This is a genomic window from Desulfosarcina cetonica JCM 12296, from assembly GCF_001311845.1.
Taxonomy (GTDB): domain Bacteria; phylum Desulfobacterota; class Desulfobacteria; order Desulfobacterales; family Desulfosarcinaceae; genus Desulfosarcina; species Desulfosarcina cetonica.
This window is the reverse complement of record NZ_BBCC01000153.1, coordinates 1-16,096: the sequence shown is the minus strand read 5'-3', so window position 1 is coordinate 16,096 and position 16,096 is coordinate 1. Positions and strand designations below refer to the sequence as shown.

Annotated in this window: 15 protein-coding genes, 1 other RNA gene and 1 pseudogene; 9 read left to right on the top strand and 8 right to left on the bottom strand. The window is 55.4% G+C overall.

From position 1 onward, the window contains the following. Positions 1 to 651 precede the first annotated feature (651 nt). From JCM12296_RS25335 to ssrA, 8 genes and pseudogenes are all read left to right on the top strand, one after another. Positions 652 to 1,395: a FadR/GntR family transcriptional regulator gene (locus JCM12296_RS25335; protein WP_157067891.1), complete on the top strand. Its 744-nt coding sequence runs from the start codon at positions 652 to 654 to the stop codon at positions 1,393 to 1,395. Positions 1,396 to 1,461: 66 nt separating this feature from the next. Continuing rightward, positions 1,462 to 2,007 carry an ABC transporter ATP-binding protein gene (locus JCM12296_RS25330; RefSeq protein WP_306304122.1) on the top strand — a complete coding sequence of 182 codons (546 nt, stop codon included), beginning with the start codon at positions 1,462 to 1,464 and terminating at the stop codon, positions 2,005 to 2,007. Beyond that, positions 1,983 to 2,240, top strand: coding sequence for an ABC transporter ATP-binding protein C-terminal domain-containing protein (locus tag JCM12296_RS49440; protein ID WP_306304121.1), 258 nt, complete (start codon positions 1,983 to 1,985; stop codon positions 2,238 to 2,240). The genes JCM12296_RS25330 and JCM12296_RS49440 overlap by 25 nt, the downstream gene beginning before the upstream one ends. Positions 2,241 to 2,252: 12 nt before the next feature. Further along, positions 2,253 to 3,389, top strand: coding sequence for a branched-chain amino acid ABC transporter substrate-binding protein (locus tag JCM12296_RS25325; protein WP_054699134.1), 1,137 nt, complete (start codon positions 2,253 to 2,255; stop codon positions 3,387 to 3,389). 202 nt (positions 3,390 to 3,591) lie between these two features. Next, positions 3,592 to 4,503 carry a branched-chain amino acid ABC transporter permease gene (locus JCM12296_RS25320; protein WP_054699131.1) on the top strand — a complete coding sequence of 304 codons (912 nt, stop codon included), beginning with the start codon at positions 3,592 to 3,594 and terminating at the stop codon, positions 4,501 to 4,503. Next, a pseudogene (gene livM / locus JCM12296_RS25315) lies at positions 4,487 to 5,712 on the top strand (high-affinity branched-chain amino acid ABC transporter permease LivM). The gene JCM12296_RS25320 and the pseudogene livM overlap by 17 nt, the downstream one beginning before the upstream one ends. A gap of 6 nt (positions 5,713 to 5,718) precedes the next feature. Then, a complete protein-coding gene (locus JCM12296_RS25310; RefSeq protein WP_054699136.1) occupies positions 5,719 to 6,435 on the top strand; it encodes an ABC transporter ATP-binding protein in 717 nt (238 codons plus the stop codon). 110 nt (positions 6,436 to 6,545) lie between these two features. After that, positions 6,546 to 6,898: a transfer-messenger RNA gene (ssrA, locus tag JCM12296_RS37000) on the top strand. 118 nt (positions 6,899 to 7,016) lie between these two features. On the opposite strand, the gene JCM12296_RS25305 is transcribed toward ssrA, so the two are convergent. The 8 genes from JCM12296_RS25305 to JCM12296_RS38920 all read right to left on the bottom strand — a co-directional run bounded on the left by JCM12296_RS25305 (position 7,017) and on the right by JCM12296_RS38920 (position 15,584). Then, positions 7,017 to 8,357, bottom strand: coding sequence for a hypothetical protein (locus JCM12296_RS25305; protein ID WP_083456511.1), 1,341 nt, complete (start codon positions 8,355 to 8,357; stop codon positions 7,017 to 7,019). A gap of 112 nt (positions 8,358 to 8,469) precedes the next feature. Beyond that, on the bottom strand, positions 8,470 to 9,075 hold the full coding sequence (locus JCM12296_RS25300) for a site-specific integrase (protein WP_054699127.1): 606 nt from the start codon (positions 9,073 to 9,075) through the stop codon (positions 8,470 to 8,472). 32 nt (positions 9,076 to 9,107) lie between these two features. Continuing rightward, positions 9,108 to 9,644, bottom strand: a complete 537-nt coding sequence (locus JCM12296_RS25295; protein WP_054699124.1) for a transposase — start codon at positions 9,642 to 9,644, stop codon at positions 9,108 to 9,110. Between the two features lie 213 nt (positions 9,645 to 9,857). Continuing rightward, positions 9,858 to 11,426 carry a hypothetical protein gene (locus JCM12296_RS25290; protein ID WP_054699122.1) on the bottom strand — a complete coding sequence of 523 codons (1,569 nt, stop codon included), beginning with the start codon at positions 11,424 to 11,426 and terminating at the stop codon, positions 9,858 to 9,860. Between the two features lie 99 nt (positions 11,427 to 11,525). Next, positions 11,526 to 13,280 (bottom strand): ComEA family DNA-binding protein, encoded by a 1,755-nt coding sequence (locus JCM12296_RS25285; protein ID WP_054699120.1) that lies wholly within the window; start codon positions 13,278 to 13,280, stop codon positions 11,526 to 11,528. Positions 13,281 to 13,304: 24 nt separating this feature from the next. Beyond that, positions 13,305 to 14,741 carry a hypothetical protein gene (locus JCM12296_RS25280; RefSeq protein WP_054699118.1) on the bottom strand — a complete coding sequence of 479 codons (1,437 nt, stop codon included), beginning with the start codon at positions 14,739 to 14,741 and terminating at the stop codon, positions 13,305 to 13,307. A gap of 106 nt (positions 14,742 to 14,847) precedes the next feature. Further along, the gene (locus JCM12296_RS38925; RefSeq protein ID WP_157067890.1) at positions 14,848 to 15,021 is read right to left on the bottom strand and encodes a hypothetical protein; all 174 of its coding nucleotides are present in this window, start codon (positions 15,019 to 15,021) and stop codon (positions 14,848 to 14,850) included. Then, positions 14,994 to 15,584, bottom strand: coding sequence for a hypothetical protein (locus tag JCM12296_RS38920; protein WP_157067889.1), 591 nt, complete (start codon positions 15,582 to 15,584; stop codon positions 14,994 to 14,996). The genes JCM12296_RS38925 and JCM12296_RS38920 overlap by 28 nt, the downstream gene beginning before the upstream one ends. 332 nt (positions 15,585 to 15,916) lie before the next feature. On the opposite strand from JCM12296_RS38920, the gene JCM12296_RS42485 reads away from it, so the two are divergent. Then, on the top strand, positions 15,917 to 16,096 hold a 180-nt coding region (locus JCM12296_RS42485), incomplete at its 3' end, for a hypothetical protein (RefSeq protein ID WP_218188265.1).

Genomic DNA, 16,096 nt, shown 5'->3' with positions numbered 1-16,096 from the left:
ATGCGGGAAAACCCGGAGATCGGCAAAGGTGCCAACGTGGTGGGCGGCAAGATCACCTACAAGTCCGTGGCCGAGGCCTTCGAGCTGCCATATACATCCGTCGACGCGATCATCGCTTAACATTCAGCCAAGCCGCCCCATCATCGATCGACAGCATCGTTTTCTGTCCCGCATATCCCGACCGATCCTACAGGCGCCATGCAAGACCGGGAACGACAAGACAAGGGCCTTCCTGTTTCAAGGAAGGCCCTTGTCTTGTTATCCGCTCCCCGCGCCATATCGCCATCGCGCAGCCGGATCACAACATTTTCGACATATTAGTAGTATACTAATTACATATTTGTACTCATACCAACCAAAGCACCTTACCCCACTTTATTCGTATCTATTTGTTTTTAAAAAATGATATTAGCAACCAGCAACATGGCGCACATATTGCTTTTTAGAATAACCTTCAATTTTCCTCCGGATTGTGGAAATTTGAACAATAGAAAATAAGCAACATTTAAAAAACGAGTTCGCCTTGACAGTCAGATTTGATTACGATAAATGGTCTGACCATTCACCCGGTCATTCGCCGCTCTTCTCGACACCAAAGAGAAAGATGTGTTGATTCGGCATCTTGTTCAACCTGGATCGAACCCAAGACCCATGCCACCACTGTTCCGCGCAGCCCGACAGAACCGCATCTTCCAGGATGTGGTCGATCAAATTCAGGAAGCGATTATCGACGGTCGCCTGAAGGTTGGCGATCGCCTTCCCGCCGAGCGTGAGCTCAAAGCGATGTTGCAGACCAGCCGCAGCACCTTGCGTGAGGCATTGCGCGTTCTGGAACAAAAAGGACTCATCGAGATCAAGTTGGGCATGGGGGGCGGTGCCGTGGTCAAGGCGGTAACCCCCGACCTCGTCGCCGAAAGCCTTGATCTCTTAATCCGCTCGCAAAACGTTTCCCTGCACCATATTGCCGAATTTCGCGAACGGGTCGAAGGGGATGTGGTCGAAATCGCCACCCAGCGGATGACCCCATCGGGCAGAATCCAACTGCAAACACTCCTTGATGAAGCCAGGCAGCATGCCAACCGCGGCCCCGAAGCGACGTCGGCCTTTCTCACCACCGACAAAAACATCCACCTGTGCTTCGCCAAACTGACCGGCAACCCCATCTACATTTCCGTTCTCAAAACCATTCATGAAAACATTCGCCGTTATTATGACGCGTACCTGGTGATGGAGGCACGTGAGATGGCGGAAAATTTCAAGGATCTCGAGGACGTGGTGGCCGCCATGGGAAAGGGGGATGCCCAAAGGGCCAGAGCCATCGCCCGCGCCCATGTCAGCCGATTCAACGGCTATATGAAAGCCCGTGAGCGACAGGAGAACCCAGCCGCCGGGTGAGACGAATTTGGGGTATAAGCGGCGCACGCCCTGGAAGACGCCCCCAAAAGTGATGGATAAGGATTTATGGCACAGCTTCAAATGGACAACATCACGGTGAAATTCGGTGGACTGGTAGCCCTCTCCAAACTGAGTTTTTCCATCAACACCGCCGAAATCGTCGGCCTGATCGGTCCCAATGGCGCCGGCAAAACAACGGTCTTTAATGTGTTGACCGGTGTGTACCGGGCGAGCAGCGGGGACGTGCGTTTCAATGGGAACAGCATCCTGGGCAAACGGCCCCACGAAATTTTCTCCCGGGGCGTGGCCCGAACGTTTCAGAATATCCGTCTTTTTTCGGCCATGACCGCAGTTGAAAACGCCATGGTGGCACGCCACTGTCGTTCCGGGACGGGTGTGGTGGGGGCAATTTTCCGAACCGGCGCCCAGCGCCGGGAAGAGCGCCAGATCCGTGACCGGGCGCTGGAAGCCCTGGCCTTCATGGGCGTCGACCGCTATGCCGACACGGTGGCCGCCAACCTGTCGTACGGTCTTCAGCGACGTTTGGAAATCGCTCGTGCTTGGCATCCCAGCCCAAGGTGCTCCTCTTGGATGAACCGGCCGCCGGCATGAACCCGTCGGAAAGCTCGGCCTTGATGAAGGATATTTCCCGGATTTCGAAATTGGGAATCGACGTGCTGCTGGTCGAGCACGATATGAAAGTGGTCATGGGTGTTTGCAACCGGATTGTCTGTGTTGACCACGGGGTCAAGATCGCCGAGGGGACACCCGAGGAAATCCAGTCCAACCCGAAGGTGATCGAAGCCTACCTGGGGCAACCGGCAAAACCAAAACAACAAGTATAGGAGAAGTGTCAGATGAGAAAAAAACTGTTTGTCGCACTGATCATGGCTCTCATGGTAATCCCTTTTCTCATGGGGACCGCTACCGCCAAAACGCTGAAGATCGGATCCATGGGCCCCCTCACCGGCCCCTATGCCGCCGATGGCAACGACATTAAAAATGGCGTGCTGTGCGCCATCGACGTGATCAACGACCAGGGCGGCGTCCCCGGCTTCGACAAAATCGAACTATTCCCCCAGGATACCGCCTGCGATCCCAGACAGGCCGTGGCCGCGGCCAACAAACTGATCAATCTGGAAGTGGTTGGCGTTATCGGTGCCTACTGCTCGTCGGCGACCATCCCCGCCTCGGAGACCCTGGCCGAGGAGGACATCATCATGATCACCCCGGCCTCGACCAATGAGAAAGTCACCGATCGCGGCTTGCCTTACATGTTTCGCATGTGCGGCCGTGACGACGACCAGGCGCCGGCCGCGGTCAAGTTCATGAAAGAGGCCCTGGGCGCCAAGACCATCTTCATTGTTGATGATAAAACCACCTATTCCCAGGGATTGGCCGACGGTGTGGATAAGGCGGCAAGGGAAATGGGGATCACCGTACTGGGGCGCGATCATGTCAACCAAGGCGACAAGGACTTCTCCGCCGTTCTCACCATGGCCAAGGATAAAAACGCCGACGTGCTTTACATGAGCCTGCAGAACCATGCCACCGGCTCCCTGATGGCGATTCAGGCCAAGCGTCTGGGTCTGAAGTCAACCATCGTTTCTGAAGACGCCATGTTCCATCCCAACTTTATCAGCGTGGCCAAGGATGCGGCCGAAGGCATTTATGTGACCTACGGTTACACCGACAAAACCACCGATGCCTACAAAACCTTTGAAAAACGCTTTACCGCCAAATACGGCAAAATCGGCGCCTACGGAACCTATGCCTACGATGCGGCGTACTCGCTTTTAACCGCCATTAAAAATGCCGGATCGACCGAGCCGGCAAAGGTCAAGGCCGAAATGATGAAATTGGACTATGATGGGGCTTCCAAGCACATCAAGTTCAAGCCCAATGGCGACAGCGGCTCCTCCTACGTGGCATTCAAGATCGACGGCGGCGAATACAAACTGTACTGGACGCCGGAAAATGGCATCGTGAAATAACCGATCGAGATCAACGGCGGGTTCGGTATTCGTCCGGACCCGCCCATCCGCTCTTGTTCCGCCTGAGCTATAGTTTTAAGATAATGTTTTTGGCAAAGCCAGAGGGAGGAAGCTGTATAAATCATACCGCGACGACCGATAACGCGGCCCAAAAACATTATCTTGAATGCTATATCAGGCCAACCCGCAAGCTGAAGAGGCTATGGAATATTTCATTCAACAACTGATCAACGGCCTGACCCTGGGCGGCCTCTATGCCTTGATCGCCCTCGGATACACCATGGTTTACGGTGTCATCCAGCTGATCAACTTCGCCCATGGTGAGTTCTTCGCCGCCGGCGGCTATGTGGGCGTCATTCTACTCAACTTCTTCGCCGGCCGCGGCCTGATGGATACCCATCCCTGGCTGGGTCTTTTTGGCGCGTTCGCCCTGACCATGGCCTATTGCGCCTTTCTGGCCATGGCCGTGGAAAAAGTGGCCTACAAACCCCTGCGACACCAATCCCGCCTGGCGGTCCTTTTGTCGGCTTTGGGCATGTCCATTTTTCTTCAGAACGCATTGATGCTGACCCAAGGCGTTTTCGACAAGCCCTATCCAGGGGAGAAGTTCTCCGGCGGTCTGGTTTTCGGCGACATCCGCATCAGCGTGCTGCAAATGATGATCGTCGGCTTGACCATTTTGCTGCTGGTGGGGCTTAACCTGCTGGTCTTCAAGACACGCATCGGCATGGCCATGCGCGCCACCGCCCAGGACAAGGTCATGACTTCCCTGGTGGCCATCAGCAGCAACCGCATCATCTCGCTGACCTTCGCCATCGGCGCGGGACTGGCCGCCGCCGCCGGTATCATGTTCGGGCTTTACTACGGTTCGGTGCGCTACGACATGGGGTTTGTCCCCGGCATCAAGGCCTTTGCCGCAGCGGTGTTGGGCGGCATCGGCAACATCACCGGTGCCATGCTGGGAGGGCTGATCATCGGCATGGTCGAGATTTTCGGCGCCGGTTATATTTCCGGCCAGTACAAGGACGTGTTCGCCTTTATCATACTGATTGCCGTGCTCTACTTCAAACCGACAGGAATCATGGGTGAGAACGTCGATGATACACGAGTTTAAAAAAATCTGGAAAAGTTACACCATCGGCCTTTTGTGGCTGATGGGCATTATCTGGCCGTTGCTGGGAATCCATGCCGACGGGACCCTCTCCTTTGGAAAGGCCTTTACCCTTTGGCTCTATATTGCCGCGGGCTCTTTCGTTTGCCTATTGCTCTACATCATGAACAAAAGCGGCAACCTCGCCCCGGTGACCCGGCCGCTGAGTGCCATGCGCGGCAAAGCGACGGCTGCGGCCGGCGTTATGCCCGTGTGGGTGTGGATCCTTGCCGCCCTCATCGCCAGTGCCATTTTTCCCGTGTTCACCTCACGCTATGCCCAGGACGTGGCCATCAGCGTACTGATCTATATTTGCTTGGGTTTGGGGCTTAACGTGGTGGTGGGCCTGGCCGGCATGCTCGATCTGGGATACATCGCCTTCTACGGTGTGGGCGCCTACACCTACGCGTTGCTCAACGTCAATTACGGTGTCTCCTTCTGGCTCTCCCTACCCGTTGCCGGAGGACTGGCCATGATCGCCGGCTGTATTATCGGCTACCCCACCCTGCGCATGCGCGGCGACTACCTGGCCATCGTCACCCTGGGATTCGGCGAAATCGTGCGGTTGATTCTGAACAACTGGATGTCACTGACCAACGGCCCCAACGGCATCTTAGGTGTCAATCCACCCAGTATTGCGGTCCCGACCTTTAACGGCGGTTTCGGCATCGAGATCCTGGCACTCAAAAAATTGCAATACCTTTACTATATCGCCCTTTTCCTGGCGGTGATCACCATCATCGCCGTGCGGCACCTGAACTACTCCCGAATCGGCCGCGCCTGGGAATCGATCCGCGAGGACGAAACCGCGGCCGAATTGATGGGTGTCGACACTTTTCTGCTCAAACTCCTGGCCTACGCCATGGGCGCCTTTTCGCCGGGCTGGCCGGTGCCTTTTTCTGCGCCCGCATGCGCTTTGTCAGCCCGGAAAGCTTTACCTTCCTGGAATCAGCCATGGTATTGAGTATGGTAGTCCTGGGCGGAATGGGCTCGATTCCCGGCATCATCCTCGGTGCCGCCGCCCTCATCGTCCTGCCGGAAGTGTTCCGCGAATTTGAACTCTACCGCATGCTGGCCTTTGGTGCGGCCATGGTCGTTATGATGCTGTTCAGGCCCGCCGGCCTGATTCCGGCCAAACGGATGGGAACGCGATCCGAAGAGAAGGAGGGCTAAGTGGCCGTGCAACCGATTCTCGAACTCAAGGAGATCCATGCCAGTTACGGCAGCATCAAGGCCCTCAAGGGCATCTCACTGCGGGTCTACCCCGGAGAGATCGTCGCCATCATCGGTGCCAACGGCGCCGGCAAGTCGAGCACCCTGATGGCAACCTGCTGCGTGCTGCCGATCGATCGCGGGGAAATCTGGTACAACGGCCAGCCGATTCATGGCAAGGCTGCCGAAAGTCTGCCGCCCACCGGCCTGTGCCAGGTTCCCGAAGGCCGCCGGATCTTTCCGCGCCTGACCGTTGACGAAAACCTGCGGCTGGGCGCCTTTCACCGCAAAGACAAGGCTGCCGTGGAGAAAGACCGCCAACACATGTTCAGCCTTTTTCCGATCCTCCGGGACCGCCGCAAGCAGCATGGCGGCACCCTCTCCGGCGGAGAGCAACAGATGCTGGCCATTGCCCGGGCTCTGATGACCCGCCCCAAGCTGCTGTTGCTTGATGAGCCGTCCCTGGGGCTGGCACCGTTGATCGTACAGCAAATTTTCGACATCATCCACGACATCAACCAGAAGGACGGCACCACTATTTTACTGGTCGAGCAAAACGCAAACCTGGCGCTGCAGGCCGCCTCCCGGGGGTACGTACTGGAAACCGGTACCATTACCTTGGAGGATGACGCCAAGAAGCTGCTCGGCAACCCGGAAATCCGCAAGGCCTATCTGGGGGAATAGCTCTGAATTCACCTGGAATTCAGATTCAAGGTATTTTTCGTGATTACCGCGATATTGACATGGCACCGACAACGCATTAATATTTGTTGCTAAGGGTTCTTTTACAAATTGGGGGCGAAACGGCTTCGACGGGGATAAAGAAGCCCAGATTGCATGCCGAGTTCCTGCCGTCTCGTAAAACTGGCGGGAAATAAACATAATCGCAGACGATTATAACTACGCCGTAGCAGCTTAGTGCTACCGTCCTCCCGGGTTCTTCCCGCGGACCTGGATAGGACGCCGACTAGTGGGATAGCCGATGTTGAATGCCTGCTACAACACTGGCGAACTTTTAGCAGGATAGCCTCTGCAGTACCCTGCCTGATGGAGACTTGCGGAGGCGATACTTAGAGATCAGGATAAGCATGTAGATATCTGTGTGGAATATTTTCGGACGCGGGTTCGACTCCCGCCGCCTCCACCATAATTTTGTTTTGGTTCCAAATGGTTATTATTTTTCAGCAAACTTAATAGTGTAGCAAAAGTGTAGCGCCCATTTCATTGATTATTCCCTTTTAGTAAGCTCCTTCAATTCGCATATTCTAACTGTCTTTTAGTATTGCTCTTTTCGGTATCTTTTCTGGCTTTCCGAATTCGATCTCATTCCCATTTAAATTTAATTTTAGTTTTGAAGCATTACCTAACAATGCAGAAGCAAGTTCATCTGCTGGATGGATAACTTTGTCGTGTTCACCTATTTCCGACAAAAACAGATTTCTGGTAATGCTCTTAAGAAGCTCACTAGGTATTACATTTTTAGTCTCCTTTCTCCACTCAAGACAGCTTTCAATAACCCAATTTGCCCGGTTGACATCTATGTAAAACTGTTGAAGCTGAAATTCAGTTGACTCATGATGTTCCGCCCATTTGTTTTCCCATTTTATATAATATAAAACTGTGCCCAAAAGCACAAATGAAAACACAATGAACCGCCCCCAAAGCCAATATATCTTAATTTTGTCAAAACTAGCAAATTCATTCTGTTTAGCAACAACATCTGAAGCATATCTTGTTTCGGATGTAGAAATTTCATATCCTGTATAAATTAGAAGTATAAGCGTCAGCAATATCATAACTAAAATGCCAAAACGGACAGGAATCCTTTTATTCTCTGTGGCTCTTGAAACTCCAAAATTCTTTATACGATTATTAACATCATCAAGCATTCGATTTCTAATTTCACGGCGTACATGCGTATTATTTCGATCGTCAACGGCTTTGAGTTTATCTGCAATTTCCTTTTCTCTGATAGTTAGTAGATTTTCCTTCTCAGAATACTCTTTATTTAAATTAATTTCTTTTTCTTTAATTAAGGCTTCATATTCAACAATTTTTGTTTCATACTTATTTTCGATACGGTCACGAAAATTAGCGCTTTTAGAAACCAATTCTTCGTTCAATTTTTCCAAACGAGAAAGAACTGATTCATGGATAGATAGCAATTCTTTTTGTTCCTCTGATAGAACCCCAGGTATGATTTCTTTTGGATCAAATGCTTTGAATTCTCTTATTAAAAGAGCGGCAATCCTGAGCCTTTCCTTATCTAATAATTTTTCATGTTCAGGTTTCTGATCATTGTAGCGCAAGACAATCTCATCTAATACTGCTGACTGTTTATCTGGAGTGTAATTACCCCCTCGAAAGAAAGTAATGGACAATTCTTTAACGTTAACCGAGCATCGGCTTATTAGCGTTCCATTGTTTGACAATATTATATCTGCAATCTCATTTTCAGATTGAATGTTAATAGTCTCATTTTGTAAAAAGCCGAATGCTGTAACATTGAATTGATCGACATTATATTCGTCTGCAATCATCTTAAAACAGTCAATAATTTTTCTATCTAAAGCTTTCGGTGTTTTTATTCTTTCTTCGTGAATCATAGTTTTCACCAAAATAATTTCATTATTGGATGTTGTTCTTTTTCATGTTTCTTGCCTTATTTATGAGAATTTCAATTGCATTTTTTACTTTTTTCTTTTCTTGAACCTGGGACTAAAAATACCTATCGAATGCCTTATTGGTTCTTGATCCTGTACCGCCACGCTTTTTTTCTTTAGGAGTCAGAAGCTGCCCCAAAGCAGTAGCAACGGTGTGCTTAGTACCACCATAAAGTCCAACTCCTTGCACGCCAAGGCCCTTACAAGCCTTGTCCCACCAAACCTTGAAATATTTCGGTCCAAATTGATCCCCAGCTTTTATTCCCGATTGACCTTTTTGATGTCTGAAAAAATACATGAAAGGCATCCCAGTAGGCATCGAACGAATTAAATAAATATCGTTTTCATCCAGATATGCGTATTTTCCGAAATCTTTGAGACCTTCCTTTGGCCGACTTATCAGGATATAACCAGATTCAAGGTTAATGTCTTTCTCCTTAATCATACGCATTTCACCGGGACGGACATCAATATTTTTTGTCAGTAGGTTAATCCCAAACCAAATTTTGGGATTGACCGCCCATGGAATCTGCTTGATTTCATTCAATATTGCTTCAATGGTCTGGATATCGGTACGTGACCGCCACCCCAACGTGAAAGAGATTTCCGGGAAAACCGGCATTTCAATCAGATTCTTACCACCCCGTTTTTCCCTGCGCACGATCCATGTTCAGAAGTCATGAAGACATGATTTCATATTGTGGCGGGTCTTTTGGGAAACCGGGCAGCCTTTTTCCTGCATTTGATCTTTTCAAAAATAGTGCGAAATTCTTCCTTTAGCAGGTACAAGGTGCGAAGCTCAGGGAACCGTTCCAGTATCTGATTCAACTGATTGGATTGTTTTTCCGATAATTCGGATCGGTTGCGTACGATGATCCAACGGCTGCCTTTGAGTATTTCTCTTGTCTCGGGATCGCATTGCCTCTGATAACGGGTTCGTAGTTGTGTCAGGCGTTGGTTGAGTTGATTCATGACATGGAATCGATCGACGACCACCTTGGCACGAGGAAGCTTGTTGCGGGCAGCTTGATAATAGGGCGCCCACATGCCGATGGAAACAAATCGGATCGCCTTTTTTTGTTGATCACTCAGCGATTCGATCCAATTTTCCAGTGTCTGTTTCTCCCCGTCAGGAAGCACTGCGAGAATGCACTTTCTGGAAATATCCGAAATCACGAGGACGAATTGCTTGTGGCGTTTTTTAAGCGAGATTTCATCGATTCCCAGCACCTGGGTTGTATACAGAAAATACAGATCTAAGTGAGTTCTTTCAAGCAAAAAGCATATGGTTCCAGGACGTAGATGATCGCCCGATTGCGCCAGGGGCGGTAGTTCTTCAACACCGGCCGTTGCGGGTTGCCGAACCGTCCCCGGTCCCGGGAACGGCCGCCGCTCAGGGGCAATTGGTCCGCCGCATCCAATAGCCGCCGGCGCTCAGATGATCTACGCCAGCCGAAGTGAAAGGGGGTAGAAGGTGACTTCTCCCTTTTGTGTGCTGGAAATGCTTAACACCGGCTGGGATCCTGCCGCCAGGGTGGCGGAAAGCGCCGATAAGAGGTCATGGGTTCGCCTGCCATTTGCGCCGATGGCGCCGTCGGCGACCGGGGTTCCGCTGATGTCGATCCGAAAGGGCTGCTCGCCCATCGATGGGCCGGCATCCAGGCTGGTCAATTCCGTCTTTTGAACCGTGCGCTCGACGGCATGCAGGGCCTGATCGCCGTCATAGCTATAGCCGGCGCTGCTGACGGGGGCGGGCGTTCCCGGCGAGGTGTGCCACAGCAGCACGCCTTTGTCGCAGGTGATGCGAATCGAATAATTCCCGCTGGGAAGAACGACCGGATCGAATCTCAAACGGACGCCTCCCTGCCAGCCGATGCGCGGGAGCTGCTGTTCGGAAAGGGCGAGGGTGCGATCAGTTCCGGCTTCGACAATCGAAGCCGAAAGATGCGAATCGGGCATCATAGCGATCAGGCCGCACCAGAGCGCCGTCAGTTCAATGGCGCCGTTGATCGAAAACGGCTGATCGACGGCGTGGTGCAGGTTGATCCGGATGCCGCTGGATGTCGGTTGCGGTAAAGTCTCCGGGGAAGTCTCTATGGGCGTAGAAGGTACGCTGAAGGATTCGACGCTTTCACAAGCGGCCGCTACGATCGTGGAACCCGGAGCGATATTGAGGGGCACTTCATGGGAACGGTCGCCGCTGCCGTCGAAAACGAATCGTCGTTTGTCGCTCCAGGGGATGTCGAGGAACTGGGATTCGATCGCAATGGAAAATTCAGATATTGCGACCCATGCCGGCGCGTCGGCGGAGATGATGATCCTGAGCTGTGGGGATTCGCCAGGCCCGATGGCGTCGAACAGGGTGTTAGCGGCATCGACCAAGGCTTCGCGCAATGAAAAATCCCGATCCGATCCTTCCGGCTGTCCCGGTTGCTGCCATAGCGGAAGGATAGCGCCCTCGACGCTCTCGGGCGGTGCGAGCTGGAGACGAAGAGCGGTGGGGACACTGCGGACCGTGCAATCGGTCAGGTGCGAAACCGAGAGGTTTTTACGTGCAGCGGAACTATCCTCCAGGGTGATGGCGAAACGGGCCGCGACGAAAGCATCGGAGATAACCGCGTTGTTATTGACTTGGATCGTCGGCGAATCGGCCATAGTATCGCCGTCAAGCCGGTAGAGCTTGACCTTGTGGCCGGAGACGGCGGCATCGGGATGGGAGAGCGAGATTTTCCGGATTTGCCGGGGCGCCGGAAGCGTGCAGTACAGGACGGCGCCTCTGTCGGAAACGCTGATGCCCTCCGGCGATCCGGCATCACGGGCGTTATAATCCCAGTGGTCAAACGTACCCGTGATCGCCGTTCCATCGACGGTGACGACATGTTTTTTCTGGGATAGTTCGGCAAAGGGAATGGCAAACGACCGGGTGAACAGCGGATGGTCTCCGGTAAGGGGCCATCTGGTTGCCGCGTTGGTTTCGGTTCCGCCTTCGGGTTTCCAGGTGGTGATGAGCATGGATATCCCTTTGTCGTCAGGGTCGCCTAAAGATGGATGCTATGAGTGACGGGTTCAGTCGGCCGCACGGGTCCGAGTCAAGCGACTCAGTACACGTCATTATTTCCTTCCGGTTTCGAGAAGTTCGATGCGCCGGGCCAATTCGGCATTGCGGGTATTAAGCGTTTCAAGGGTCGGCGTCTTGTCAAACCGGGTCTTTATCGTGGCTTTGTATTGCGTGAATTCGGTTTGATCCACTTTGACCGCCATTTGCTGTTCAACCGTTTCCCGGAAATTGGCAAAGACGGACTGGTCGAGTTTGGCGTCTACATTCGCCTGAACCGCTGCGACAGCGCTGACATCCGCCTTGGTTTCCAACTGATCGGTTATCCGGTTTTGAAAAGCCTGGTAGGCGTCGAGGGTCGCGAAGCCTTCGAACCGGAAATCGACCGTCTGTTGATAATCGGAGAACGTCTGGTTGTCGACTTTGCCCGCCAGAGCGGTGCTGACATCGGCTTGGTTCGCCTTGGCGTCCAGCGCCGACTCGATGGAGATGAGCCGCGCGTTGAGCTGATCCGATACCGGGGCGTTGCGGACCTCTTCTGTCAGTTGTTTCCGGACGCCGACGATTCCCGCTACGGCGTCGGCGCCCCCGCTGTTCAGCATAGCATTGGCGCCCTGCAAGACCGAGATGAGGCCGGTGCGGGCCTCCGGGGCAACGCCTGGCATGTCTTCGGCGATAAACGCATTGAGGGTGCGCTGCGCTTCGGTCAGCCCCATGAACGCGCCGACCAGCCCCCGGCGGCTGTGAACGAAATCGGCTGTTTGCTGCATGATGGCCTCGGCGGCGTTGGCAGAACCTGCGACGGCCCGGATGTTCTGGTCGAACGCGGCATTGCGGTGGGCACGGTTGTGAAATCGCTGCAGCCACGGACCGAGCCAGTTCCGAAACGGGATGGTAAAAACGGCCCCGCCCCGCACCTGCATACCCTCTGTTTCATTCGGCCCCCCGTCCGCGGTTGCGGTAATGGGCACGTCGACCCTGGGCCATTGGGCGAGATAATCGAACGCGTTGACGCCGTCGATCAGGGATCGGGCGTAGGTTTTGTAAAGCAGATCCACCGCGGCGCGGAAGTCGTGGTTGACGTCCCAGGCATAGTCGGCGATCAGCTGATCCAGAAAGGCCGTTGCCCGGGACGGCGTTTCCACATCGGGGAAATCGGCCAGCTGGCTGATCAAGGCTGTTTTCTGCGCCGGCAGCATCGGTTCGTCGGTCGCGACACGAACCGTTACGCGGGCAACGCCGCCCGGACCCGTCAACAGGGTCGCGCTGATGCCGGTGCGGCGGATCATGCCCTCGGCGTGTTCGATGGTCGCGGAGGGTGCGATAAAGGTGACCGGAATCCCCGGCCTCGGCCGGTTGTCGATGCCGCCGGTAACCCTTGCGGTGATCCGCACCGGTTGGCCCAGCAGCGGGGTGCCGCGATCGGCGGAGATCGATACCTCGGTCATGAGGGCGTCTATGTGAGAACCCAGCGTGGCAACCTGCCGGCGCAGACGGGCCAATTCATCGTACAGGGGGGCGGTACCGGAGGGAGGGCTGTTGACCAGCCCGGTAATCCCTGTGACGATTTCGGTGAAACGTTCGGGTCCGATGTAGGGGATGTCCCGTATCTGCCGCAGATCGGTAAAGCTGCCTAGCTCGGACCGGCGGTCGATGATGCGCTGCCCCAGGCGGACGCCGACATCGCGTTCGTCGGGAATCTCCACGGCGGCGGCGATTTCTTCGGCGCTGGCTGCGGCATTGAGAAATCCAAGTACGCGGGCGGCGCTGGCCGCGTCGACGTCGAGCGGGGTCAGGTAGGTTTCGCTCATGAGAACCGCTTCCTTGCCGTTGGGTTAACCGACCGGTCCGGTACTGCCGTACTGCAGCCAGAGCTGGTTGAGTTTGTTCATCTGGTTGTTGAGATCGCTGACGTTGAAGTACTCGACGTTGCGCACCTGGGACTGGACGGTCTCGACCCGCCCCGCCAGTTCGACGCCGGTCTGCTGAATCGTATCGGCTTTCTGGTCGACCACGGCAACGCTGGTTTCCAAATCGGTGGTACGGCGTTTGACATCCGAGACGTCGTTTTGCATGCCGGACACCTGGGCTTCCAGTTGATTGACCCTGCCACTGGTGGTGGCTTCTCCGGCTGCGGAGGCGATGTAGGCGTCGCCCAAAGCCTGCATGGCGACCTGCTGTTCGCCGAATCCGCTGACCATCTGTATGCCCTGAAGGGTCTGCTGCATGGCAATGCCGGTTTTCACCTGGTGGATCAGATCGTTATAGAACACCGGCGGGGCGGTGACCTCCATTTGGTCCAGCGCGACGTTGATGTTCTTCAGGTATTTGATCTTTCCGAGAATGCCCTTGTCGACAAGGATGTCGTCGATTTCGGTGAGCACGCCGGTCATGGTTCCGGCGTAGTCTTCGGAGACGTTGGGACGAAATCGTTCGATGTAGTTGCCGACCAGCCCATCGTCGATGGTCAGGTACTGGAGGGCGAACCACGGGGAGATCCAGTCCCGGAACGTGATGTGAATCGATGAGATGCCGCGCCCGTGATCGGGCGTCGTCGGGTCGTTGTCCCGGGTGGCCACCGCCATGACGGTGGTGCGATAGTCCTTCCAGCGGTGCGTGAAGATGGGCGGGAGGATGGGCACAACGGTATACTGATTGCGCAGATAAAAGGCGTCGAGATATTTGCGCACGCCGTTGGAGTCGGCGCGGTCGTATTCCTGCGTCATAACGGCAAAAGCGCCGTTGTTTTTCGCCTCCATGGGCGTGTTGACGTTGATGAAGGTCTCGGCCAGGGAAAATCCCGTGGCGGCGTGATGGGTTTGCAGCGACCCGCTGACCTCGTCCTCTTCTTCGTCGGTGAACCCTTCGGCGTTTTCGGCCCGCAAAAGAACCCGGGCCTCGCCGTTTTCGTTTGTCCGCACCGAAATGGTGCGATTGCCCGCCCCGCCCCGGCTGACGAACCCGTCGCCCGGCTTGAGCTGCCCCCAGACGGTGAGAAAGTCGACCCAGGGCCGTTGTTCAGCGGGCACCGCCGGCAACGGGTTGCCCCAGACATCGGTGACGACGGCCCGGATTTCGGCCAGTTCGCCGAAGGCGTAGCGCGTGCGCTGGGTGCTCATCGTCAGACGATAGTGCTGGGCGAAATAGGCGTCGACATCCTGGCGGACCTGTGCAATCTCGCCCTCGGCGATGGTCAGACGTCCGTCCAGGCCGCTGATGTCGGATGCCAGTTGGGCCACCTCGTCGGTCAGGCGCTGGTCGACTTTTTTCAACGGCTTCCACGAGGTCGTTCCAGTCATCGGACTTGATCAGATGTCCCGGGTCTTTGTTTCCTATGCTGTCATAGAGCGCTCCCATACGGGCTCCTTTCTTATCGGTCTATTTTCGGACGATGGTTTCGCCGACCGCCAGGCTGACGCGCACGCCGGCAGGGCGGACTTTCTGCAACCCGTTCCAGACCACGTCCAGAACCGCCGGATCGATGCCGGCTTCACCGGCGCGGTGGACCAGCCGCACCAGGACGGTCAGGGCGCTGGACGGGTTCCACGCCATGGAGACCTCGGCCTCGGCGTCGTAGGCAAAGAGGGCATCGTCGTAGGCATTGGCCGGCGGCGGCGCGTCCGCTTTTCCGAAGCGGCCGGGCGGCGGCGTCGGTTCGGTGAGCGGTGGCGGAAAGCGTCTGCCTTCGCAACTCCACCAGGGACGGTTGGCCGGTGGATCGAGGGGGCTTTCTTCGCGCCGGAGATAGCGCCACGTCGACGCGCCCGGCGGGACCGCGGGATGAAGGGAATGCCGCCGTCGTGGATGGTTTCCTCATCGGATTTATACCGCATGAACAGGGCGCCGTCGGCAACCGCCGACGAAGGGACAAAACCGTCCCCGGACAGGGCCCCGATATCGCCCGAGACGCCGTCGCACCAGATGACCGCAGTCGCAGGATCTTCGGCGGCGGTTCGTACGGCGAGATCGTTGTCACGCCACTCGCGCTGCACTTCGTCATAATACTGCCAGAGCGCGGCGGCGCGGTGGTATCGCCATGCGCCCCGCGGCGATCCGTCAGCCCTCTGGTCCCATCGCCGGTAGGAAACCCAGACGCCGCCTTCTTGGTGGTGCATGTCGCGCCCGTCGAACCGAAAGAGCCCCCGATTAGTCGCAAACCACATATGGCCCCGCTGGTCCGGTTCAATGGCGAACACTTGACCGTCCACCAGGTCGGGCCAGGCTCGCAGCCGCGTATGGTAGACCGCCGGGCGGACGGGTTCGGCCACATAGGCTGCCAGCCTTCTTCGGTTCCGATCCAGAGGGTGCCGGTCCGGTCGCGGCGTGCGCAGATGACGGCCGGCAGGCCGGAATCGACGGCCGGGCCGTCGGCGGAGTCCCAGTCGGGTTCAGTTTCGCTGAATTCAATACCCCAATAGCGGTGGGCGACATCGTTGCCGGCGTCGTAATGGAGCAGTCCGTCGTCGCCGCCCAGCAGCAGGCCCCGGCATCGTCGGCGCGACCCAGAGATACCGGCCGTCGGTTCGGATGTCGGTTGCTGCATCGCCGATGGCGGCGCTTTGTTGAATGCCGTTGTCGGTGGCGTACCACCACGCCCCGTCCGGGGCCCGCCAGAGGCGGTTCACCG